This is a genomic window from Dactylosporangium maewongense (assembly GCF_039531485.1).
Classification (GTDB): domain Bacteria; phylum Actinomycetota; class Actinomycetes; order Mycobacteriales; family Micromonosporaceae; genus Dactylosporangium; species Dactylosporangium maewongense.
Genome location: NZ_BAAAQD010000012.1, coordinates 203,650 through 225,415, shown reverse-complemented (window position 1 = coordinate 225,415; position 21,766 = coordinate 203,650). Strand labels below are relative to the sequence as shown.

The 21,766-nt window shown below is 73.7% G+C and carries 18 protein-coding genes; 9 read left to right on the top strand and 9 right to left on the bottom strand.

Features of this window, described 5'->3' with window-relative positions; genetic code table 11:
• Nucleotides 1-67 precede the first annotated feature (67 nt).
• The 3 genes from ABD332_RS29225 to ABD332_RS29215 all read right to left on the bottom strand — a co-directional run bounded on the left by ABD332_RS29225 (nucleotide 68) and on the right by ABD332_RS29215 (nucleotide 2,518).
• The gene (locus ABD332_RS29225) at nucleotides 68-424 is read right to left on the bottom strand and encodes a hypothetical protein (RefSeq protein WP_344505477.1); all 357 of its coding nucleotides are present in this window, start codon (nucleotides 422-424) and stop codon (nucleotides 68-70) included.
• Nucleotides 425-593: 169 nt separating this feature from the next.
• Nucleotides 594-1,244 (bottom strand): response regulator, encoded by a 651-nt coding sequence (locus ABD332_RS29220; RefSeq protein ID WP_344505476.1) that lies wholly within the window; start codon nucleotides 1,242-1,244, stop codon nucleotides 594-596.
• Nucleotides 1,241-2,518, bottom strand: a complete 1,278-nt coding sequence (locus ABD332_RS29215) for a sensor histidine kinase (RefSeq protein ID WP_344505475.1) — start codon at nucleotides 2,516-2,518, stop codon at nucleotides 1,241-1,243. The genes ABD332_RS29220 and ABD332_RS29215 overlap by 4 nt, the downstream gene beginning before the upstream one ends.
• A 110-nt stretch (nucleotides 2,519-2,628) precedes the next feature.
• Here ABD332_RS29215 and ABD332_RS29210 point away from each other — a divergent pair, with 110 nt between their 5' ends.
• Genes ABD332_RS29210 through ABD332_RS29195 form a run of 4 tightly spaced genes read left to right on the top strand, consistent with a single transcriptional unit; the run spans nucleotide 2,629 to nucleotide 6,108 of the window.
• The gene (locus tag ABD332_RS29210) at nucleotides 2,629-3,147 is read left to right on the top strand and encodes a hypothetical protein (RefSeq protein ID WP_344505474.1); all 519 of its coding nucleotides are present in this window, start codon (nucleotides 2,629-2,631) and stop codon (nucleotides 3,145-3,147) included.
• A complete protein-coding gene (locus tag ABD332_RS29205; protein WP_344505473.1) occupies nucleotides 3,144-4,232 on the top strand; it encodes a peptidoglycan-binding protein in 1,089 nt (362 codons plus the stop codon). The genes ABD332_RS29210 and ABD332_RS29205 overlap by 4 nt, the downstream gene beginning before the upstream one ends.
• Nucleotides 4,229-4,924 (top strand): ABC transporter ATP-binding protein, encoded by a 696-nt coding sequence (locus ABD332_RS29200; RefSeq protein ID WP_344505472.1) that lies wholly within the window; start codon nucleotides 4,229-4,231, stop codon nucleotides 4,922-4,924. The genes ABD332_RS29205 and ABD332_RS29200 overlap by 4 nt, the downstream gene beginning before the upstream one ends.
• A complete protein-coding gene (locus ABD332_RS29195) occupies nucleotides 4,921-6,108 on the top strand; it encodes an ABC transporter permease (RefSeq protein ID WP_344505471.1) in 1,188 nt (395 codons plus the stop codon). Before ABD332_RS29200 ends, ABD332_RS29195 begins: the two co-directional genes overlap by 4 nt.
• On the opposite strand, the gene ABD332_RS29190 is transcribed toward ABD332_RS29195, so the two are convergent.
• The 4 genes from ABD332_RS29190 to ABD332_RS29175 form a co-directional block, all read right to left on the bottom strand.
• Nucleotides 6,077-6,580, bottom strand: a complete 504-nt coding sequence (locus ABD332_RS29190) for a DinB family protein (protein ID WP_344505470.1) — start codon at nucleotides 6,578-6,580, stop codon at nucleotides 6,077-6,079. The two genes, ABD332_RS29195 and ABD332_RS29190, sit on opposite strands and share 32 nt — an antisense overlap.
• 227 nt (nucleotides 6,581-6,807) lie before the next feature.
• Nucleotides 6,808-9,288 carry an FtsX-like permease family protein gene (locus ABD332_RS29185; RefSeq protein WP_344505468.1) on the bottom strand — a complete coding sequence of 827 codons (2,481 nt, stop codon included), beginning with the start codon at nucleotides 9,286-9,288 and terminating at the stop codon, nucleotides 6,808-6,810.
• 5 nt (nucleotides 9,289-9,293) lie between these two features.
• Entirely contained in the window at nucleotides 9,294-10,019 is a 726-nt protein-coding gene (locus ABD332_RS29180) for an ABC transporter ATP-binding protein (protein ID WP_344505467.1), read from the bottom strand.
• Nucleotides 10,016-10,594 carry a PadR family transcriptional regulator gene (locus tag ABD332_RS29175; protein WP_344505466.1) on the bottom strand — a complete coding sequence of 193 codons (579 nt, stop codon included), beginning with the start codon at nucleotides 10,592-10,594 and terminating at the stop codon, nucleotides 10,016-10,018. Before ABD332_RS29175 ends, ABD332_RS29180 begins: the two co-directional genes overlap by 4 nt.
• 109 nt (nucleotides 10,595-10,703) lie before the next feature.
• Between ABD332_RS29175 and ABD332_RS29170 the strand changes: the two genes are divergently transcribed.
• Both ABD332_RS29170 and ABD332_RS29165 read left to right on the top strand, forming a co-directional pair.
• Complete coding sequence (locus tag ABD332_RS29170; protein WP_344505465.1) at nucleotides 10,704-11,027, top strand: hypothetical protein; 324 nt, start codon at nucleotides 10,704-10,706, stop codon at nucleotides 11,025-11,027.
• Between the two features lie 40 nt (nucleotides 11,028-11,067).
• On the top strand, nucleotides 11,068-12,450 hold the full coding sequence (locus ABD332_RS29165) for an AAA family ATPase (protein ID WP_344505464.1): 1,383 nt from the start codon (nucleotides 11,068-11,070) through the stop codon (nucleotides 12,448-12,450).
• A gap of 67 nt (nucleotides 12,451-12,517) precedes the next feature.
• On the opposite strand, the gene ABD332_RS29160 is transcribed toward ABD332_RS29165, so the two are convergent.
• On the bottom strand, nucleotides 12,518-14,344 hold the full coding sequence (locus ABD332_RS29160; protein WP_344505463.1) for an AMP-dependent synthetase/ligase: 1,827 nt from the start codon (nucleotides 14,342-14,344) through the stop codon (nucleotides 12,518-12,520).
• 99 nt (nucleotides 14,345-14,443) lie between these two features.
• The gene (locus ABD332_RS29155; RefSeq protein WP_344505462.1) at nucleotides 14,444-15,616 is read right to left on the bottom strand and encodes a TetR/AcrR family transcriptional regulator; all 1,173 of its coding nucleotides are present in this window, start codon (nucleotides 15,614-15,616) and stop codon (nucleotides 14,444-14,446) included.
• Nucleotides 15,617-15,720: 104 nt separating this feature from the next.
• Between ABD332_RS29155 and ABD332_RS29150 the strand changes: the two genes are divergently transcribed.
• The 3 genes from ABD332_RS29150 (at nucleotide 15,721) to ABD332_RS29140 (ending at nucleotide 21,570) form a co-directional block, all read left to right on the top strand.
• Complete coding sequence (locus ABD332_RS29150; protein WP_344505461.1) at nucleotides 15,721-16,932, top strand: acetyl-CoA C-acetyltransferase; 1,212 nt, start codon at nucleotides 15,721-15,723, stop codon at nucleotides 16,930-16,932.
• Between the two features lie 12 nt (nucleotides 16,933-16,944).
• Nucleotides 16,945-19,059, top strand: coding sequence for a 3-hydroxyacyl-CoA dehydrogenase NAD-binding domain-containing protein (locus ABD332_RS29145; protein ID WP_344505460.1), 2,115 nt, complete (start codon nucleotides 16,945-16,947; stop codon nucleotides 19,057-19,059).
• 147 nt (nucleotides 19,060-19,206) lie between these two features.
• Nucleotides 19,207-21,570: a caspase, EACC1-associated type gene (locus tag ABD332_RS29140; protein ID WP_344505458.1), complete on the top strand. Its 2,364-nt coding sequence runs from the start codon at nucleotides 19,207-19,209 to the stop codon at nucleotides 21,568-21,570.
• Nucleotides 21,571-21,766 lie beyond the last annotated feature (196 nt).

Here is a 21,766-nt window from a genome sequence, read left to right as displayed (position 1 = left end):
TGTCAGTGGCGATGTCAAGACATCGACGCGCGTGCCCGCCCCTATGATCAGCGGGTGCCGGACCGGCTCACCACGGCAGGTCGCCGGCAGTGTCCCGTCGGGCCGTCCCGACCTCGCCGCCCCGCAGGAGGTGGCGCGGGGCCTGGGCGTGCCGTGGGGGCTGGCGTTCCTGCCGCAACGGCAAGATCCTGCGCCTGTCGCAGGACGGCACCGCCAGCGTGTTCTCGCGAGTCGTCGCCTCGAGGACGTGATTGGGAAACCACTCCACGTTGACGTATCGCGCGAGCTTCTGCCGTCCGCGCTTCGGGTCGCCGATCTTCCCGGCGGCGAGATCCGTCTCAGCCTTCTGCCACGCCTTGTTCGCCCGCTTCTTGCTCGTGAACGTCCCCGCGGACCGTTCGCGGCCGTGGTGGTCCCGGTACATCGCCGTGTGTACTGGAGGCCACCCTGCCGCTCCCGCGTCTTCAGCCATTCCACCCGGCGCCTCCAAGATCAACGGTCCGCAAATGGTCCGCAACCTGTGCGCATTCCGGCGCACTCCAGCGAACCCCGGCGACAGGTGATCAAGCGCCTGACCTGCAGTTGTCGGGTGGTCAGGCGGCGCCGGTGCGGTGGGCGTAGATGACGGCGTGGATGCGGTCGCGGAGGCCGAGTTTGGCGAGGATGCGGCTCACGTGGGTCTTGACGGTGCCTTCGGAGATGGTGAGGCGGGTGGCGATCTCCTGGTTGGACATGCCCTCGGCGATCAGGTGCAGGACGTCGCGTTCGCGGGCGGTCAGGACGTCGATGGGGACGAGGTCGGACGGGCGGGGGTCGGTGGAGACGAAGTGCTGGACCAGGCGGCGGGTGACGGTCGGGGCGGCGACGTTGTGGCCGCCGGCGACGGCGCGGACCGCCTGCGTCAGTTCAGTGTCGAGGGCGTCCTTCAGCAGGAAGCCGGCGGCGCCTGCGCGGAGGCCCGCGTAGACGTACTCGTCGAGGTCGAACGTGGTCAGGATGATCACGTGGGGTGGGGCGGACGGGGGGAGGGCGGTCCGGAGACGGCGGGTGGCCTCGATGCCGTCGACGCCGGGCATGCGGACGTCCATCAGGATCACGTCGGGGGACACCGACGCGGCGACCAACAGGGCCTGCAGACCGTCCGCGGCCTCGCCGACCACGACCAGGTCGTCGGTGCCGTCGAGGATCATGCGGAAGCCGGCGCGGACGAGGGACTGGTCGTCGGCGAGCAGGACGCGGATCATGCGACGAGCGCCAGGGGCAGGAACGCCGACACCTCGAAGCCGCCGTCGGGGGATGGGCCGGCGGTCAGGACGCCGTTGAGGGCGGTGACCCGTTCCGTGATGCCCCGCAGGCCGTTGCCGGGCGTCAGGCGTGCAATGAAGCGGCCGTTGTCGCAGACGAAGATCCGCAGGCCGGAGGGGTCGAAGGTGAGCTCCACCGTACAGGAGGCGCCCGGCGTGGCGTGTTTGAGCGTGTTCGTCAGAGCCTCCTGGACGATCCGGTAGGCCGCCAGTTCGATCACGGCGGGCAGGGTCGCCGGGGCGCCGGCCACGCTGAAGGTGACCGGCACGCCGCTGGCTCGGACCCGGTCGATCAGCTCGGGCAGCGTGGCGAGGCCGGGCTGCGGGGACAGGGAAGCCGGCGCGCGGACCAGGTTCAGCAGGCGGCGCATCTCGGCGAGGGAGGCGCGGCCGGTGGTGACGATCGTGGTGAGCGCGGCGTCGGAGCGCTCGGGGGAGCGGTGCAGCTGAGCCTTGGCGCCCTGGGCCTGCACGACCATCACCGACAGGCCGTGCGCGACGACGTCGTGCAGCTCGCGGGTGATGCGGCCGCGTTCGGAGGCGACGGCGAGGGCGGTGCGCTGCTCCTGCTCGCGTTCCAGGTCGTCGGCGCGGGCCTGCAGGACCGCGACGTGCAGCCGCCGGGTGCGGGCGCTGTCGGCGACGGCCCAGGTGGCGGCGAGCAGCAGCGCGGGCACGGCCGCGGACTGCAGCGCGCGCACCAGCATGGGCAGCGCGTCGCCGTGGACGGCGGCGTACAAGGCCTTCGACGCCCGGCTGAGGTAGTCGGCCACGGACGTCAGCGGGCGGGCGGGGTCCGGCGCGAGGCCGATCCCCTGCGCCAGCGCGCCGGACAGCAGCAGCGCCTCGGTCGCGACCAGGGTCGCCAGGACCGTCTGGCGGCGGTGGTCGGAGCTGGTCAGGGTGTACATCGTGATCAGGACCGCGACGTCGGTCGGCGGCGACTTGAGGACCGGGTCGAGCAGGTGCACCTCGGCCGCGCAGATCGCCAGGATCGTCGCGGTGAGGGGCCAGCGGTGCCGCAGGACGATCGCGACCGCCGACGGGATCGCGGCGAGGCTCCACCAGAGCGTGTGCAGCCGCCAGGCGGCGACGGTGCCGAACGTGGCGAGCACCTTGAAGTCCGGCTCGCCGAACAGCAGGAGCGCGTCGCTCCACAGCAACGTGGCGGCGACCAGCACAGCGATGAGCGACGCGTCCAGCAGGCGTTGCATCGTCCGAGCGTACGTGCGTCGCGCCGGTTGCGGATCTGTCGCACGACAGACCCCGAAGATCGGTCTGCGGCCAGACGCGGGTGATGCCGGTGAACGGCGACCGTGAGCACATGACATCGAGACCGCTCCTGGCGCTGGTACTGGTGGCGCTCCTGGCCGGCTGCTCACCGGCGGCCGAGCAGCAGGACCCCAGCGTGATCAACACCCAGCAGGCCCTCGACGTGGGCCGCCGTATCTCCCAGTGCGCCCGCGACCACGGGTACCCCGACATGGCGGACCCGGTGATGGAAGGTGACCGCCTCGCCTGGCCGGGCGACGGCCGCGACGTCAAGGAGCAGCTGCGGACGCTCAGCGAGCAGGTCCCCGAGTGCAAGGCGATCATGGACGAGATGGCGGCGCTCGGCACGCCCCGCTCCGCCGAGCCGCCCAGCGCCGCGGACATGGAGAAGCTCAAGGCGTTCGCCAAGTGCATGCGGGAGCACGGCATCGACGGCTTCCCCGACCCGAAGGCGGACGGCACGTTCCCGCTCGTCGGCACGCCGCTGGAGAACGAAGGCAAGAGCGAGCGGGTCCTGGCCGCCTTGGACGCCTGCAAGAGCATCTACGACAAGAAGATCGCGGTCTCATGAGGGTACGAGTGGTTGCGGCCGGCAGCGCGCTGCTCGCGGCGGGAGTGGCCGGCTGGGCGATGACCCGCCCGCAGAAGCCCGAAACCGTCGCGGCGCCCCAGGTGCGCACGACGACGGCACCGGTGACCCGCGGCGACGTCGCCACCCGCGTCCAGGTCGCCGGCGTGCTGGGCTTCGACGGCGCGTACACCGTCGTGAACCAGCTGCCGGGCGGCGTCGTCACCGTCGTGCCGGCGCCCGGGACCGCCGTCGTCCGCGGCGCCGACCTCTACACGGTGGCCGGCGTCCCGGCGACGCTGCTCTACGGCGCCGTGCCGGCGTACCGGGAGCTGGCCACGGGCATGAGCGACGGCGTCGACGTGCTGCAGCTGGAGCAGAACCTGGTCGCCCTCGGCATGGACCCGGGCCACGGCATCACCGTCGACCGGCACTTCAGCGACGCCACCGCGACCGCGGTCCGGCGCTGGCAGGCGGCCCGCGGCCTGCCCGTCGCGCAGCGCACCGGCCGGCTGCCGCTCGGGCAGGTCGCGTTCCTGCCCGGCGCGGTGCGGGTCGGCGCGGCCCTCGTCCAGGTCGGCGCGTCCGCCGGGCCGGGTGAGCCGATGCTGTCGGCGACGACGACCGCCCGCGTGGTCCGCGTCGCGCTGAGCGCCGGCCGGCAGGGCACCGTCCACGCCGGCGATCCGGTCACGGTCAACGTGCCCGGACTGGACGCCCCCGTCCCGGGCACCGTCCGCGAGGTCGGCACCGTCGCGATCGCGCCCGAGCCGGGCAACAACGGCCCGCCCGGGCCGGCCACCGTGTCGATGGTGGTGACCGTGACCATGCCGTCCGGCGCGCCCGCGCTCGACCAGGCGCCCGTTCAGGTGTCGATCACCGGGTCGCAGCGCAGGAACGTGCTGCGGGTCCCGGTCACCGCCCTGCTCGCCGCCGCCGACGGCGGCTACCAGGTCGCGGTCGTCGACGGGTCCGGCCGGCGCCTGATCACGGTCACGACCGGGCTCTTCGACGAGAACGCCAGCATGGTCGAGATCACCGGCGGCGAGCTCACCGAAGGCATGCGCGTCGAGGTGCCGGTGACATGACCGATGCCGTTCTGGCTCTGGTACAGGCAGCGCGCACGTACCCCGGCACCCCGCCCGTCGAGTCGTTGCGGGGCGTGGACCTGACCGTCGCCGCCGGGGAGATGGTCGCCGTGGTCGGACCGTCGGGGTCCGGCAAGACCACGCTGCTGAACCTCGCCGCCGGGCTGGACCGGCCGACGAGCGGCTCGGTGCGCCTCGCGGGGCACGCCGTGGAGGACCTGACGGACGGGCAGCTGTCCGGCCTGCGGGCGCACACGCTCGGCGTCGTGTTCCAGCAGTTCTTCCTGATGGACCACCGGTCCGCGGTCGACAACGTGGCCGACGGGCTGCTGTACCGCGGCGTGCGCGCGTCGTCGCGACGGCGGGCGGCGGCCGACGCCCTCGACCGGGTCGGCCTCGCGCACCGCGTCGGCCACCCCGCCGGCAAGCTGTCCGGCGGTGAACGGCAGCGCGTCGCCATCGCCCGCGCGCTCGTCGGCCGTCCCGCGCTGGTCCTCGCCGACGAGCCCACCGGCAACCTCGACAGCAGGACCGGCGGGCAGATCCTCGTGCTGCTGCGGCAACTGCACGCGGACGGCGTGACGCTGCTCGTCATCACCCACGACGCCGTCGTCGCGGAGGCGTGCCCGCGCCGGGTCGACCTCCGCGACGGCCGGATCGTCGCCGACACGCTGACTGGACGGTCCGGATGAGATCCCGTGTACGCGCCGCCGACCTGCTCCCGCTGGCGAGCATCGGCATGCGCAGCCGCCCCCTGCGCGCCGCACTGTCCACATTGGGCATCGCGATCGGCGTCGCCGCCATCGTCGGCGTCCTCGGCATCACCCGCTCCAGCCAGGCCGACCTCCTCGCCCGCATCGACCACCTCGGCACCAACCTGCTCACCGTCGCCAACGGCACCCGCATCGGCGGCGACGAGGCGAAGCTGCCCACGTCCTCGGCGACCGGCGCCGCCCGGACCGACGGCGTGCTGAAGGTGACGGCGACCGCGGGCGTGCCGCGCCTGCAGGTGTTCCGCACCGACATGGTGCCCGCCTACCGCGGCGGCGGCGTCGAGGTCCGCGCCACCGAACCGTCGCTGCTGGACACGCTCGACGGCCACCTGGCCACCGGCGTCTTCCTCAACGACGCCACCGCCCGGTATCCCGTCGTGGTCCTGGGCCACGACGCGGCGACGGCGCTCGGCATCGCCCAGGTCGACGCCGGCACGCGCGTCTGGCTGGGCGAGCACTGGTTCACCGTCGCGGGGGTGCTGCGCCCGTTCGAACTCGCCCCCGAGATCGACCGGGCCGCGCTGATCGGCCTGCCGGTGGCCGCGTCGTACTTCGGCTACGACGGCCACCCGACGCGCCTGTACGTCCGCGCGGACACCGCTCGGACGGCCCCGGTCGCGAGGATGCTGGCCCGGGCCGTCAACCCCGGCGAACCGAACAGCGTCAACGTGAGCCGCCCCTCCGACGCCCTGGCCTCCCGGCTGCTCGTCGCGGACTCCATCACGTCCCTGCTGCTCGGCCTCGGCGCGGTGGCCCTGCTCGTTGGCGGCGTCGGCGTCGCCAACGTCATGGTCATCTCGGTCCTGGAGCGCCGCACCGAGATCGGCCTGCGCCGCGCACTGGGCGCCGCCCGCCGGCACATCACCGTCCAGTTCATGACCGAGTCCCTCCTGCTGTCCCTGCTGGGTGGCCTCACCGGCGTCATCCTCGGCGCGGCCGTCACCCACGCCGTGGCCGCGTACCGCGGCTGGCACCCGCTCGTGCCGCTGTCGGCGGTCGGCGGCGGCTTCGCCGCGACGCTGCTGATCGGCGTGGTCGCGGGCGTCTACCCGGCGGTCAGAGCCGCCCGCCTCAACCCGACGGACGCGCTGCGGACCGCGTGAGCTGCTCGCGGAGGATGTCGCCGTGGCCGGCGTGGCGGGCGAGGTCCTCGATCAGCAGCAGGTAGATGAACCGGAGGCTGACGTCGCCGGCGACGGGATGGGGTCTGGTGTCGTCGAGCTCGAAGCCGGCGGCGATCGCGCGGGAGCGGTCGCTCGCCCGCTCGAACTCGGCGATCACGTCCGCCAGGGTCTCGTCGCCGGCGACGACGAAGCTGCTGTCGCCGCCGGCGGCGGGCCCGTCGCACTCGGCCGCGTCCAGGCCGAGCAGCACCCGCTGGAACCAGATGCGTTCGGCGGTTGCGGCGTGCTTGACCAGCCCGATCGGCGTCGTCAGCGACGCCACGAGTCGCTGCCGCGCCTGGGCCTCGGTCAGCCCGCGCGCGGTGTCGACGAGAGCCTGCCGGGCGCGGTCGAGCATGTGCTCCAGCAGGAGCCGTTCGGGCCCGGCGGTCACCGTGGGCATCGTCCACATAGGTCGTCCATCCTTCCGGCTGCACGCCGTGGCATCGGGTCGGATCGCTGGGCCGGCGTCAGAAGGTCCTCAGCGACGTGCCGAGACCGGTCCCGGCTGGCCGACCCCGGTGCCGAGGGCGTCCGAGCGCGGCTACCCTCGCCACCGCCTCGCCGTCACCGCCGCCCGCCTCGTCGGCACCCTCACCGCCGCCCGCTAGAGCGCGTCGGAGGCGGGCCGGCGGAGGGTCAGTCGAGCGGCTGGCGGGACAGGGCCGGGGCCTCCTTCCCGGCCAGGAGCCAGCCGCCGGCGTACGCGACCGCCGGCAGCCCGGCCAGGATCGCGGCGAGCGCGACCGACGGCGGGTGGCCCAGCCAGTGCAGCGCCCGGTGGTGCCAGGAGAGCAGCGCCAGGTAGGCGCCGGCGGTGCCGAGCAGCGCGCCGAGCAGGGCGAGCGCCCCGGCGGTCGCGGCGGTCAGCGCCCGGCGGGTGCGGCGCGGCGCGCCCGTCGCGGTCAGGGTGCGCAGGTCCCGGGCGGTCTCGCTGCGGATCAGGCCGACCGTCACGGCGAGCACGCCGAGCGCGACCGCGATCCCGATGGCAGTCGCGAACAGCGCGACCCGGGCCACGTCCGCGCCCGTCGGGCGGGTCTCCACGGTGAGGCCGGACCGCTGGGCCGTCTCCTCGGCCCGGTCGATCTGGGCTTGGGTCAGCGGGCCCGGGGCGTGGACCAGCCAGCCGCCCGGGACCGCCTGCAACCGCAGCGTGGCCATGGCGTGGGCGGTGATCAGCGAGCCGGGCAGCGACGGGTACGCCGGCAGGTCCGCGTGCTGCACCTTCGGGCGCCAGTCGGGCCGGTCGCTGGGGATCAGGTCGTACCCGTCGTAGCTGGCGCGGAAGGTGACGATGTCGGTGTCGGCGGCGATGCTCGCCGGGTCGATCCCGTAGTGGCGCAGCACCTCCGGCGTCGCCACGACCAACGGGTCGGCCTCGGAGCTGCTGTACTGGGTCATCGTGCGGCCGCCGATCGTCTCCCGGCGGCCGATGCCCATCTGCGACACCGGACGCCCGCCGCCGGAGTCGCCGACCTGCGGCCCGTGCGGGTCCATCGCCGCCTGGAGCGGGAGCACCGACGTGGCGTGCAGCGCGGCCGCGATCACGTCGACCTGCTGCCGGGCGGCGGCCTCCTGTTCCGGTGTCGTCTCCGGTACCGGTCCGTCGAGGCCGGACGGTCCGAGCCACACGACGAGCTGGTCGGCCGGCAGGTTGCCGCCGGCCGGCGCGGCCGCCTTGGCGACGGACACGGCGGCGGCGAGCGCGAGGGCGGCCGCGATGCCGACGGCGAGGGTGATCGCGGCGACCGCGGCGCTCGACCGGGCCCGGTAGCGGGCCAGGTCGCGCAGCGCCAGCCGGGGCGCCAGCGGGACGAACCGCGCCAGCCGGCCGGCGGCGGCCACGCCCAGCGGGGCGAGCAGGAGCAGGCCGGTGGCGACGCCGAGGACGCCGCCGATGAGGTACGGAGGCTCCTCGTGGTGCGACGTGAAGAGCGCGCCGAGCCCGGCGGCGAGGAGCGCCAGGCCGGCCAGCGCGAAGCGGTGCGCCGGCCGGGGCGGCAGCGGACGCGCCGACAGCGCGGCGACGACCGGGACGCGGGCGGCGGCCCGGGCCGGCCACCAGGCCGCACCCACGGCGGTGAGGACCGCCAGCAGCAGCATGGCGGCGAACGCGGACCAGGGCAGGTCGAAGCGGTCGATGCGGCGCCCGATCAGCGGCTCCAGCCGGGGGCTGAAGGCGGCCCATCCGGCGAGCCCGGCCGCCGCGCCGACGATCGCGCCGGTCGCGCCGATGACGGCGCCGTTGGCCACCAGCACGAGCCGGATGTGCCGGTGGCTCGCGCCGATCGCGCCGAGCATGCCGAGCGCCCGCATCCGCCGCTGGGCCATCACGGTGAACCCGGCCACGGCGAGCAGGCCCACGAACAGCAGGCCGATGGTGGCGAGCACGAGGACCGGGACCGTGCCCGGATCCGTCTGCGTGCCGCGGAACTGGGCCGACATCCCGTCCGGCTTGCGGGCGGCGCGGAACTGCTGCTCGGTGGAGCGGATCAGCACGGCGGTCTGCGCGTCGGCGCCGGCCTGGCCGGGCGCGACGAGCGCGAAGTGGTCGAGCAGGTTGAGCGGGTTCTCGACCAGGCCGACCACCGTGCGGCGCCGGCCGCCCTGGTCCCAGGTGCCGTCGAGGCGCAGGTCGAACGTCTTCGCCACCCGAGGGGTCACCGCGACCTCGTCCGCGCCCTGCGGGTAGCGGCCGGCGGTGAGGCGCAGCATCGAGCGTCCGTAGGGGCCGTTCGGGTCCTGGGCGCGCAGGTCGTACGCGGTGGCCGAGCCGGGCACCGGGATCTTCTGATGGTTGATGACCTCGATGGTGCCGAACGAGGTCCGCAGCGTGGCGAGGTCGGCGTCGGCCTGCGCGCCGGTGCTGCCGATCGTGGCCAGGCGGTTGGCGGTGCCGAACGTCGCGGCCTGCGGATCGCCGGCGGAGCCGGCGTAGCCGAGCCCGGCCGTGGTCGCGGCGACGGCGATCACCAGCAGCACCAGGACGAGCGCCTGCTGGCGCCACTCCCGGCGGAACAGCCGCCACGCCCAGCGCACGACCGCTCTGCGTGCCGGCATGCCGCCGTGGCCCTTGCCCAGCACCGGCGGCGGCCTCTCCTCCACGACGGCGCTCATCGGGCTCATCGGGCCGCCTCGTCGGCCAGCAGGGACTCGGGCCCGGGGCGCGGCGCCGTCCGGTCGACGATGCGCCCGTCGCGGATGAACACGACCCGGTCCGCCCACGAGGCGAGCTGCGCGTCGTGGGTCACGATGACCGCGGCCAGCCCGCGCTTGCAGGCGGCCAGCATCATGCGCATGACCGTCTCGCCGTTGGCCGAGTCGAGGGCGCCGGTGGGCTCGTCGGCGAGCAGCAGCCGCCGGTCGCCGACGACGGCCCGCGCGATCGCGACCCGCTGCCGCTCCCCACCGGACAGCTGGTCGGGGAAGCGGGCCGCCCGGTCGGCGAGCCCCAGGTCGTCGAGCGCCCGCTGGCCGGCGGCGCGGGCCCGGCCCGCCGGGACTCCGTCGAGCTCGAGCGGCAGCGCCACGTTCTCGGCCGCGGTCAGGCCGGGCAGCAGGTTGAAGTCCTGGAAGACGTACCCGATGGCGCGCCGCCGCAGCCGGCTCCTGTCGTCGCGCGACATCCCGCCCAGCGACTGCCCCGCCACGTGCACCTCGCCGCTCGTCGGCGACTCCAGCGCCCCGGCGATCGTGAGCAGCGTGCTCTTGCCCGAGCCGCTGGGCCCCATCACCGCGACCATCTTGCCGGCCTCGACCGTCAGCGACACCTCGCGCAGGGCGTGGACCTCGTCGCTGCCGTCGAGGTACGTCTTCGACACGCCGTCCAGGCGCAGCACGTCGCTCATCGACGGACCCCCGTCCGGCGCCGGATCAGCGGTGTCGCGGGCCGCTCCCTGGGTGGCTCGAGCGCGGCGCGCTTCAGCCGGCCGTCGGCGGTGTCCAGCCACTGCACGACCGAGTCGAGCCGGTACAGCTCGGCGTCCACGACGAGCGCGAGCCCGAGGTCGAGGTCGGCCTCCTCCTCCTTGAGCCGGGTCCACTGCTGCATCAGCTCGACCAGGTACCGCCGGTGCGTCTGGATGACCTCGTGCACGTCGACGCCCGGCAGGCGGACCGCGACGAGCACCTTGATGACCAGCTCGTCGCGCGGCGGCGACTCCAGGTTGGGCGGGGTGCGCAGCCACCCGGCGAGCTCCTCCGCCCCGTCGTCGGTGATCCGGAACCCCCGCTGCGGCCCGGGCTCGGCGTCGCCGTCGGACTCCACGAGACCGTCCCGCTCCAGCCGCTGCAGGGTCGTGTAGACCTGCCCGACGTTGAGCGGCCACACCTCACCGGTGCGCGCCTCGAACTCCTCGCGCAGCTGCAGCCCGTACTTCGGACCCTCGCTGAGCAGCGCCAGCAGCGCGTGCCGGATGCTCATCGGATCGACTTCCTCGATATCATGCCCCGTATAATACTCAGTATACTAACCTTGTCGAGGATCTCGATGTCCCGTGTTTCGGATCATCCTGGTGGGGAACATCTGGTGCATGCAGCCAGGTGCGTCAGCGGGAGACGAGATCGTCGTTGACACCCAGCCGTTCCTGCGGGTGGGTGTGGGCATGCCGGTCGTCGACGAGGCCGGGGAGCAGATCGGCGTCGTGGCGGCGGTGCAGGGACCGGGGACCGACATCCGCCCCGACACGATCGCCGGGATCGCCGAGCACCTGATGGGCACCGGGTATGCGCGCATCGACGGCACCGGATTCCTCTCCAACGACGTCTACGCCGCCGGCAACCAGATCAGCGGGGTGACCGACGACGTCGTCGAGCTGCACGTCGGCCGCGAGGAACTGCACCGCGCCACGAGCTGAACGCCCCGCCGCGGCTCCTCCCGTGGGGGATGATGCTGCGGTGGATGAACGCGCGGGGGACTTCGTCACGGCATTCAAGGCGTTCCTGGAGGAGGTCGTCAGCGACCACCGGGAGCGGCAGGACACCGACGGGCAGCTCGTCCCGGTCCTGACCGATCACCTCGGCAACGACCCGCGGCGGCTGCCCGTCGTCACCGAGGAGGTCGCGGGGCACCAGTTCGTCGACCTCGACATCGCGCTCGACGAGGTGCAGCGCCGCGGCGGGCGGCACGCGCTCATCGGGATCGGCGGCGGCGAGCAGCGCCGGCACCAGTCCCTGAGCGAGATCCTGCAGCACGCCGGGCGGTATGGCCAGTTCGGCGTGGCCGCCGTCGACTACGCCAGCGTCGCCACCGGGCCCGACACGGCGCGCCAAGCGGTGTCGTTCGGGCTGCGGCTGCTCATGTACGACGGAGCGCCCGTCGCCGTGCTGCAACGCTCGCCCGACATGCGCATCGGCCAGGCGATGGCCCGGATGGAGGTCGTCACCGCGGCCGAGGGCGTGGCGGCCCGCCTGATCGAAGAGGTCGGCGCCCTGATGCTGCGGCGGTCGGTGCTGCGCGGTCAGGTGCTGTCGCTGGGCGGCTCGGCGTACGAGCGCGGCGTCGGCCAGATCTCGTTCCACCGCCGCCCCGACGTCACCGAGGCCGACATCATCCTCCCCGACGGCGTGCTCGCCCGCGTCCACCGGCACGTCGCCGGAATCGCCGAGCACCGCGACCGCCTGCGTGCCGCGGGCCAGCACCTCAAGCGCGGCCTGCTGCTCTACGGCCCGCCCGGCACCGGCAAGACCCACACCGTCCGGTACCTGCTGTCCGCCCTGCCGGACGTCACCGTCGTCCTGCTGGCCGGCCCGGCGATCGCGTTCGTCGCCGAGGCCGCCAGGATGGCCCGCGCGCTGCAACCGGCGCTCGTCGTCCTGGAGGACTGCGACCTGGTCGCCGAGAGCCGCGAGCTGCACCACGGCCCGCAGCCGCTGCTGTTCACCGTCCTGGAGACCCTCGACGGCCTCGGCGACGACGCCGACGTCGCGTTCCTGCTCACCACCAACCGCGTCAACGTCCTCGAACCCGCCCTCGCCCAGCGCCCCGGCCGCGTCGACCTGGCGGTGGAGATCCCGTTGCCCGACGAGGCCTCCCGTCGCCGCCTGCTTCGCCTGTACGCCCGGAACCTCCCCTTCACGGAGCCCGCGCTCGACCGTGCGGCGGCCGCCGCGGCGGGCGTCACCGCCTCGTTCGCCAAGGAGCTCCTCCGCCGCGCTGTCCTGATCGCCGCCGAGGAAGGCACCCACCCCACCGACGCCCACCTCGCCACGGCCCTCGACGAGATGCTCTCCCAGGCCGAGTCCGTCACCCGCTCCCTCCTCGGCACCCCGGCGTCCTGACCCGGGAGGCCCGGCAGCTCTTCGGCGAGCTGCCCGGCCTCGTCGCCGCCGGGGTGCTCGGCCCGGGTCAGGCGTACATCTCCTCGATGACGGTGGCGTGCTTCGAGGAGACGATGCGGCGGCGGAGTTTCAGGGACGGGGTGAGTTCGCCGGTCTCGGGGGTCCAGGCGGATGGCATGATGCGGAAGGTCTTGATCTGCTCGGGGCGGGACAGGCGCTCGTTGACCGAGGCGACCACCGCCGACACGGCCGCGTGGACGGCCGGGTCGGCGGCGAGCGCGGCGAGGTCGACGTCCGGGAGGCCCTGTGACGTGGCCCAGACGGGGGCGACCTCCTCGTCGAGGACGATGAGCGCGGTGATGTACGGGCGCCGGTCGCCGATGGTGACGGCCTGGCCGATCAGCGGGCTGACGCGCAGCAGGTTCTCGATCTGTGCGGGGGAGATGTTCTTCCCGCTGGACGTGATGATGAGCTCCTTCTTGCGGTCGGTGATGGTGAGGAACCCGTCCGCGTCGACGGCGCCGACGTCGCCGGTGGAGAGCCAGCCGTCGGTGTCCACGATGGACTGTGTGGAGCCGTCGGCGTCGAGGTACCCGAGGCAGACGAGCGGGCCGCGGACCTGGATCTCGCCGTCGTCGAGCAGGCGCACCTCCATGCCGGCGTTGGCCCGGCCGACGGTGCCGGGGCGGAAGGTCGTGGGGGTGTTGATGGTCGTGGTGCCGGTCGTCTCCGTCATGCCCCACACCTCGAGCACGTCGACGCCGAGGCCGGCCAGGAACACCAGCACGTCCACGGGGATCGGCGCGGCGCCGCTGCCGGCCCAGCGCATCTCGTCGAGGCCGAGCAGGGCGCGCATCGGTGCCAGTACCTTGGCATCCAGGGCGGCGAGCTGCGCTGCCTGGTCCTCGGCCAGGACCTTCCCGTCGGCCCGGGCGTGGAAGCTCTCCCGGGCCAGGCCGCTGGCGGTCTCGAACGCGGCCAGGACCGCCGGGTCGGCGGTGGCCAGCTGGGCCTGCACGCCGGCGGCCATCTTCTCCCAGACGCGGGGGACGCCGAAGAACGAGTGCGGCCGGACCGCGCGGAGCGCGGCGACGAGCTGCTTGCCGTCGGTGACGATCGTGGCGTGCCCGACGCGGTAGAGCAGGTTGTAGATGCCCAGGACGCGTTCGGCGATGTGCGCGAGCGGCAGGTACGCGAGGGTGCGCGGGTGGTCGGGCACCGCCACCGCCCCTTCGAGGACCCCGCACTGGTAGACGACGTTGCGGTGCGACAGCAGGACGCCCTTGGGGTCGCCGGTGGTGCCGGAGGTGTAGAGCAGCGTCACGGGCTGCTCGGTGCGCACCTGCCGCCACGCCTCCTCGAACACCGTCGGGTCGGCGGCGTGCAGCGCGGCCCCGTCGGAGGCCACTGTGGACAGTGCCGTCGTCCCCGCCTGTACCGCGTCCTCCTCGACGACGATGACGTGCTCGACGGCGGGGAGGTCGCCGAGGACGGCCTGCCAGCGTCGCAGCTCGGGCAGGCCGTTGACCACGAGGATCTTCGCGCCGCTGTGCTGGGCGATGTACCGCAGCTGCTCGGCGCTGAGAGTGGCGTAGGCGGTGCAGGGGACGGCGCCGAGATGCACGGCGGCCAGGTCGGCGACCCAGTGCTCGATGCGGCTCGGCAAGCTAATGATCATGCGGTCGCCGGGGGAGAGGCCGAGGGCGCTCAGCCCCCGGGCCACGGCGGCGACCCGGTCACGCAGCTCCAGCCAGGTGACGGAGTCATCGGTGTTGAAGGTGCTCAGCGCCACCAGGTCGGGGTGTTCGGTGGCGTTGCGGTGCAGTAGTGCGGGAATGCTCGTGCCGGCGGCGATGTCCGCGCAGCGCGTCGCGAGGTCCAGGTTGGCGGTCACGGACTCAGCCTCCTCGGCCGACGGATCAGCTCTGGAGGGACTGTAACTCCCGATTAACTTATTGGGAAGAGATCCGACGTCAGGCGCGTGAACCGTGATTCAGGCGTGCAAAGCCGCCAGTGCGAGACCGGCCGTCTGCGAGGAGTAGCCGGGGGTGCGGTCGAAGCCGCCCAGGCGGCCGATGTCGGTGACCACGTTGAGCGCCGCGTGCACGAGGACCCGCGCGTCGGCGACCGGCAGCTCCGGCCGGACCGCGCCGACGAGCCGCACCCACTCCTCGACGTGCAGGCGCTGCGCCCCGCGCAGCTGGTGCCGGTCGGCGTCGGGCAGGTTGTTGTTCTCGGCCAGGTAGACCGCGACCAGGTCGCTCTGCCCGAACGCGAAGTCGACATACGCCGCCACGACCCGCCGCAGCGCGTCGGTGGGGTCGCTCGCCTCCGCGATTGCCGTGCTCGTCGCGCCGGTGAGCCGGTCCGTGGCCCGGTAGTAGGCGGCCGCGAGCAGGTCGGCCTTGCTGGGGAAGTACCGGTAGACGCTGGACGCCTGCATGCCCGCCGCGCGGCCGATGTCCTCGACGGAGACGGCGTGGAAGCCGTGCCGGTGGAAGAGCCGGATCGCCTCGATGAGCAGCAGCTCGCGGCGCGACGCGGGCTTGATCACCGCGGGTGCGTCCACGCCGCCCGCCGGCAGCTGCGGCGGGTCGGCGCGCAGCAGGGTCCACGCGACCCGGGTCAGCAGCCGCGCGGTGTCGGTGCCGGTGGCCGCCACGCGGTGCGTGGTGACGCTGCCGAACGCGCTGAGCGCGGCGTTGACCAGCAGCTCCGCCTGGCCCGCGGCCAGCTCGGGCCGCATGGCGCGCAGCGGCCCAGCGAGGCGGCCGACCAGCTCGGTGAGGCCCGCGCCGAACTCGCGGCGGTGCTCCCCGGTGAGGTACCGCCGCTCCCACTGGTACAGCCCGGCGGCGCGGCGCCTGGCCACGGCGATCCCGGCGACCGCGGCGAGCAGCTCGTCCAGGGTGCCCTCGGTGGTGGCGGCGAGCAGCGCGTTGACGACGTCCCGGGTGGCGTGCACGAGGATCGCGTACTTGTTCGGGAAGTGCCGGTAGACCGCGGGTCCGCTGATGCCGACGACCGCGGCGATCTCGTCGACGGACACCCCGTGGTAGCCCCGCTCACAGAACAGCTCGGCGCCGGCCAGGGCGATGCGGTCCTTGCGGTCCTTCGGCCGCTTCGCCGGCGTGGCGGGCTCCGCGCTGTTCGCTGCTGTTCGCACACGGTACAGGTTAACGCCGCCACGACAACGCTTGACAACTGAGCGCACCGGCACAGAAAGTTAGGCGGGATTCGCATCCGAGAGCGTTGAGGCGAGGAGTGGTCATGGCATCCGAGGCGTACATCTACGACGCGCTGCGCACGCCGCGCGGCCGCGGCAAGCCCACCGGAGCGCTGCACTCGGTGAAGCCGGTGTCGCTCATCAGCGGCCTGATCGAGGAGACGCTGCGCCGCGCGCCAGGCCTGGACCCGGCCCGCATCGACGACGTCGTGCTCGGCGTCGTGTCACCGCTCGGCGACCAGGGCGCCGACATCGCCAAGACCGCCGCCCTCACCGCCGGGCTGCCCGACACGGTCGCCGGCGTGCAGCTCAACCGGTTCTGCGCCTCCGGCCTCGAAGCGGTGAACATCGCCGCGCAGAAGGTCCGGTCCGGCTGGGAGGACCTCGTCCTCGCCGGCGGGGTCGAGTCGATGTCGCGGGTGCCGATGGGCTCCGACGGCGGCGCGTGGGCCCTCGACCCGGAGACCAACTACGACACCGGCTTCGTGCCGCAGGGCATCGGCGCCGACCTGATCGCCACCCTCGACGGGTACACCCGCGAGGACGTCGACCGCTACGCGCTGCAGTCGCAGACCAGGGCCGCGAAGGCCTGGGCCAACGGCTACTTCGCCCGGTCCGTCGTGCCGGTGCTGGACCGCAACGGCCTCGTCGTCCTCGACCGCGACGAGCACCTGCGAGCGTCCACACTGGAGGGTCTTGGGCAGCTGCCGGCGTCGTTCGCGATGATCGGTGAGATGGGCGGCTTCGACGCGGTGGCGTTGCAGCGGTACCACTGGGTCGAGCGGATCGAGCACGTGCACACCGCCGGCAACTCCTCCGGCATCGTCGACGGCGCGTCGCTCGTCGTCATCGGCAACGAGGCGGTCGGCGCCGCCGCCGGCCTGACGCCCCGCGCCCGCATCGTCGCCACCGCCGTCAGTGGCGCCGACCCGACCATCATGCTCACCGGCCCGGCACCCGCCGCCCGCAAGGCCCTCGCGAAGGCGGGCCTCGGCGTCGACGACCTGGATCTCGTCGAGATCAACGAGGCGTTCGCGGCCGTGGTACTGCGGTTCGTCGCCGACCTGGGACTCAGCATGGACATCGTCAACGTCAACGGGGGCGCCATCGCCATGGGTCACCCGCTCGGCGCGACCGGCGCCATGATCCTCGGCACCCTCACCGACGAGCTGGAGCGGCGCGGCGGCCGCTACGGCCTCGCCACGCTCTGCGTCGGCGGCGGCATGGGCATCGCAACCGTCATCGAACGCCTGTAGGGGGACACAGACATGGCTGACACCATCCGCTGGGAGCGCGGCGAGGACGGGATCGTCCTGCTGACCCTCGACCACCCGGGACGCTCCGCGAACGTGATGAACGACGAGTTCGGCGCGAGCCTCGCCGCCACCGTGGACCGGCTGGAACGGGAGCGCGACGCCATCACCGGCGTCATGCTCACCTCCGCCAAGCAGACGTTCTTCGCCGGCGGCGACCTCGAGTCGCTGGTGCGGCTCAACGACGCCGCGGCGCTCGACGCCGACACGCGCCGGCTCAAGCAGGCGCTGCGCCGCCTCGAGACGCTCGGCCGGCCGGTCGTCGCCGCGATCAACGGCTCCGCGCTCGGCGGCGGCCTGGAGATCGCGCTCGCCTGCCACCACCGCATCGTCGCCGACGACGCCCGCATCGAGATCGGCTTCCCCGAGGTGACGCTCGGGCTGCTGCCCGGCGCCGGTGGGGTCGTGCGCAGCGTCCGGCTCCTCGGCATCGCGGACGCGCTCACCAACTGGCTGGTCCGCGGCCAGCGGCACCGGCCTTCCGCCGCCCTCGAACACGGCCTGGTGCACGAGGTCGCGCCCCGCGAGGAGCTGCTCGCCCGGGCGAAGGCGTGGATTCTTGAGAACCCCGGCGCGGTCCAGCCGTACGACGTGAAGGGCTACCGCATCCCCGGCGGTACACCGGCGACACCCGTGCTCGCGGCACAGCTCCCCGCGTTTCCGGCGACCCTGCGCAAGCAGCTGAAAGGCGCGCCCTACCCGGCGCCGCGCAACATCCTCGCCGCCGCCGTCGAGGGCGCCCAGGTCGACCTGGAGACGGCGTTCACCATCGAGGGCCGGTACTTCATCGAGCTCGCCACCGGGCAGATCGCCAAGAACATGATCCAGGCGCTGTTCTTCGACGTGCAGGCCGCCAACGCGCGCGGCGCCGCGGCACAGAAGTTCGGCAGGGTCGCGGTGCTCGGCGCGGGCATGATGGGCGCGGCGATCGCGTACGTGTGCGCGAAGGCCGGCATGCAGGTGCTGCTCAAGGACGTCACCGTCGAGGCCGCTTCCCGGGGCAAGGAGTACTCGGCCCGGGTCCTGGCGAAGAAGCCGTTCCTGCCCGCCGAGGAGATCCTGGGCCGGATCACCCCGACCGCGGACCCGGCGGACCTCGCCGGGTGCGACCTGGTCATCGAAGCCGTGTTCGAGGACCCGGGCCTGAAGCACAAGGTGTTCGCCGAGGTCCAGGACGTCGTCGCGCCGGACGCGCTGCTGTGCTCCAACACCTCGACGCTGCCGATCTCGCTGCTCGCCGAGGGCGTGACCCGCCGGGAGGACTTCGTCGGGCTGCACTTCTTCTCGCCCGTGGACAAGATGCCGCTCGTCGAGGTCATCCGCGGCAGCGCCACCTCCGCCGCCGCCGTGGACCGGGCGCTGGGTGTGGTACGGCAGCTGAAGAAGACGCCGATCGTCGTCAACGACAGCCGCGGGTTCTTCACCAGCCGGGTCATCGGCACGTTCACCAACGAGGGCGTCTCGATGCTCGCCGAAGGCATCCCCGCCGCCACCATCGAGCAGGCCAGCTCGCAGGCCGGATACCCGGCGCCGGTGCTCGCGCTGATGGACGAGCTGACCCTCACCCTGCCCCAGAAGATCCGCCAGGAGACCGCGGCCGCGGCCGTCGCCGCCGGCGGCACCTGGACCCCGCACGCCGCCGACGCCGTCATCGACCACCTGATCGCCGCCGGCCGCCCCGGCCGCTCCGGCGGCGCCGGCTTCTACGACTACGCCGCAGGCAAGCGCGCCGGCCTCTGGCCCGGGCTGCGGGACGCGTTCGGCGGCACCAACCTCGACGTCCCCTTCGCCGACCTCATCGAGCGGATGCTGTTCGTCGAGACCCTGGAGACCATCCGCTGCCTCGAGGAGGGCGTCCTCACCTCCGCCGTCGACGCCAACGTCGGCTCCATCCTCGGCATCGGCTACCCGGCCTGGACCGGCGGTGTGCTGCAGTACGCCAACCAGTACCAGGGCGGCCTGCCCGGCTTCGTGGCCCGCGCGTCGGAACTCGCCGCCCGCTACGGCGCCCGCTTCGAACCGCCCCAGCTCCTGCTCGACAAGGCCGCCCGCGGCGAACGCTTCGAGTGACCGCCGCGAGGGTGCGGGCGTCCAGGCCCGCACCCTCTGCCGCGCCGCACCGTTCCGGTGAGTGATAGAACGGACGGTGACGCGGAGGAGGGCGGTTGGTGATCGACGTGCACCGTGGTGCCGGGGAGCTGAACGGCGAGGTCCGGCGTGCGCGGCCGAACACCCGCGCCTGAACTGCCCCCTGGACCCAGGTTCGCCCTGGTCATCGCCACCGCGACGTATGCCGATCCCGCGCTGAGCCAGCTGCGCGCGCCGGCCCACGACGCGGCCGGGCTCGCCGAGGTCCTCGCCGACCCCGCCATCGGCGCGTTCGCGGTGACGTCGCTCATCGACCGGACCGCGCACGACATCCGCGTCGAGGTGGAGGGCTTCCTCGCCGGCCGGGACCCCGACGACCTGCTCGTCGTGTACCTGTCGTGCCACGGCGTCCGGGACCGGCGCGGACGGCTGTACTTCGCGGCGACCGACTCCAGGACCACCCACCTCGGCTCCACCGGCGTCGAGTCGAGGTGGCTGCTCGAACAGCTCGACGAGTGCCGGGCCCGCCAGGTCGTCATCCTCGACTGCTGCTTCAGCGGGGCGTTCTCCGACGGGGCGAAGGGCGAGCCGGAGGTGAACCTCGAACGGCACCTCATCGGCAGCAGCGGCCGCGGCCGTGCGGTGCTCACCGCCTCCCGGGCCGGCGAGTACTCGTTCGAGGGCGAGGTGCTGCCGGGCGCGCTCGTCGCCGGGTCGGTGTTCACCACCGGCATGATCGAGGGCCTGCGGTCGGGCGACGCGGACACCGACCGGGACGGCTACATCTCCGTCGACGACGCCTACACCTACGCGTTCGACCACGTCCGCAGGCAGCAGGCGGCGCAGACACCGCAGCGGTGGATCTACGGCGGCGAGGGCAAGATCTGGCTCGCCCGCAGCCTCGCCGGCGCGGTGATCAAACCGGTGCCACTGCCGGCCTCGCTGCGCGCCGCCCTCGACAGCCCGCACCCTGAGGTCCGGCTCGGTGCCGTGACGACCCTCGGGCAGTGGCTCGGCGGCCAGCCGGGCCGTGCGGTGACCGCCAGGCGCGTGCTGGAGGAGCTGGCCGGCCAGGAGATCCCGCCGGTCGTCGCGGCGGCGCGGGCACTGCTGTCGGCGCACCCGGCCGACGCCGGCCCCGACGAACCGCCGGCGCCGCAGGGCGGCACCCTCGACCTGCGCAGCGTGAACGCCGCCCGCGCCGAGGCGGAGCAGATCGTCGGCGCCGCCCAGCAGGAGTACGACGAGATCATCGCCGAGGCGAAGGCCCAGGTCGAGGCGGCCACCGTCGCCAGGGCGAAGGCGGAGCAGGACGCGGTCCTCGCCGTGCTCGCCGCGGAGCAGGCGGAGCAGCGGCTGCGGGCCGCCGAGCAGGCCGCCGAGGAGGCGAAGGCCGAAGCCGCCGCGATCGGGGCAGAGGTGGCACACCTGCGGGCGCTGCGCACGGCGGCCGAGCACGACGCGGCGAAGCGGCTGGAGCTGGCGGAGCGGCGGCACCAGGAGCTGACCCGTGGCCCGGTGGGCAACCGGGCCGCGGCAGGCCGGCTCCTCGGCGACGACGTCGACGGTCCGGCCCCGTCCGTGCCCTTCCCGCGTCCCGCCTGGGCGCCGGCCGGGCTGGACCTGCCACCGCCGGGCCTCGCCGCCGACGGCCGCGGCGACGACCCCGCGGCGGTGGACGAGTACCTCCACCGCGCCTACACGGCCCTCGCCCTCGGATCGGCGCGCATCCCCGACCCGCCGGAGTTCCCGTCGGTGCGGCGCGGATACCACCCCGGCGTCGTCGACGTCTACGTCCACCTGCTCCGTGCGACGGCCGCGCTGCGCGCCGCTGAGGCGCAGGCCATGATGTCGGCGGTGTTCGGCACCATGGTCCGCCGGACGCAGCGCCTGGGCGTCCGCCTGCGGGCCGCGGTGCATCAGCTGGCCGACCAGGAACAGGACCCGGACCGGCTGGCGGAGCTGCTGCACCTGGACCACCTCGCCGCCCGGATTCGCCGGTCGGACGAGATCCTGCTCGTCCTCGCCGGCGGGGACCCGGGCCGCCGCCGTCGCGAGCCGGCGCCCGTGGCGGACGTGCTGCGCAGCGCGCAGTCCGAGATCGAGCACTTCACCCGCGTCCGCTACATCGCGGTCGACCGGACCCAGCGCATCGCCGCCTTCGCGGTCTTCGACGTGGTCCACCTGATCGCCGAGCTCCTCGACAACGCCACGATCTATTCACCGCCCAACTCGATGGTCGACGTGACCGCTCGAAAGGTCGGTGACCGCCTGCGCATCACCGTCGAGGACGACGGGATCGGGATCTCACCCCATCAACTTGCCGAGCTCAACGACCAGCTCGCCCGCCCCGGCCCACCCTCCGACACGAGGGTCGGGCTCTACGCGGTGAGCCGCCTGGCGGCCCGGCACGGCATCGCGGTCCAGCTGTCGCCCGCCCCCGGCGGCGGCGTCGTGGCGGAGGTGCGCCTCCCGGCGCAGCTGCTGGTCTGAAGCTCACGGGCCGGCGCGGCCGAGGGCGTGGGCGGCGAGGAGCGGGTTGTGGCCGCGGGCGAACAGAACCCGGCCGGTGGCCATCACGCGCTCCGCGAGGGACCGGGACAAACGGTCAGGATCAGCTCGTCGTTGATGTGACACACGGTGTGCCAGCCGTGACCTGATGCCGAGTGCGCTGGCAACAGCTGGCAAC

What these genes read in the sequence shown, in the direction of transcription:
- ABD332_RS29180 (WP_344505467.1), bottom strand. Translation starts at nt 10,019, where the DNA reads ATGAGCGACGTGCTGCGCCTGGACGGCGTGTCGAAGACGTACCTCGAC.
- ABD332_RS29200 (WP_344505472.1), top strand. Translation starts at nt 4,229, where the DNA reads ATGACCGATGCCGTTCTGGCTCTGGTACAGGCAGCGCGCACGTACCCC.
- ABD332_RS29210 (WP_344505474.1), top strand. Translation starts at nt 2,629, where the DNA reads ATGACATCGAGACCGCTCCTGGCGCTGGTACTGGTGGCGCTCCTGGCC.
- ABD332_RS29225 (WP_344505477.1), bottom strand. Translation starts at nt 424, where the DNA reads ATGTACCGGGACCACCACGGCCGCGAACGGTCCGCGGGGACGTTCACG.
- ABD332_RS29150 (WP_344505461.1), top strand. Translation starts at nt 15,721, where the DNA reads ATGGCATCCGAGGCGTACATCTACGACGCGCTGCGCACGCCGCGCGGC.
- ABD332_RS29145 (WP_344505460.1), top strand. Translation starts at nt 16,945, where the DNA reads ATGGCTGACACCATCCGCTGGGAGCGCGGCGAGGACGGGATCGTCCTG.
- ABD332_RS29205 (WP_344505473.1), top strand. Translation starts at nt 3,144, where the DNA reads ATGAGGGTACGAGTGGTTGCGGCCGGCAGCGCGCTGCTCGCGGCGGGA.
- ABD332_RS29175 (WP_344505466.1), bottom strand. Translation starts at nt 10,594, where the DNA reads ATGAGCATCCGGCACGCGCTGCTGGCGCTGCTCAGCGAGGGTCCGAAG.
- ABD332_RS29220 (WP_344505476.1), bottom strand. Translation starts at nt 1,244, where the DNA reads ATGATCCGCGTCCTGCTCGCCGACGACCAGTCCCTCGTCCGCGCCGGC.
- ABD332_RS29215 (WP_344505475.1), bottom strand. Translation starts at nt 2,518, where the DNA reads ATGCAACGCCTGCTGGACGCGTCGCTCATCGCTGTGCTGGTCGCCGCC.
- ABD332_RS29170 (WP_344505465.1), top strand. Translation starts at nt 10,704, where the DNA reads ATGCAGCCAGGTGCGTCAGCGGGAGACGAGATCGTCGTTGACACCCAG.
- ABD332_RS29195 (WP_344505471.1), top strand. Translation starts at nt 4,921, where the DNA reads ATGAGATCCCGTGTACGCGCCGCCGACCTGCTCCCGCTGGCGAGCATC.
- ABD332_RS29185 (WP_344505468.1), bottom strand. Translation starts at nt 9,288, where the DNA reads ATGAGCGCCGTCGTGGAGGAGAGGCCGCCGCCGGTGCTGGGCAAGGGC.
- ABD332_RS29190 (WP_344505470.1), bottom strand. Translation starts at nt 6,580, where the DNA reads ATGTGGACGATGCCCACGGTGACCGCCGGGCCCGAACGGCTCCTGCTG.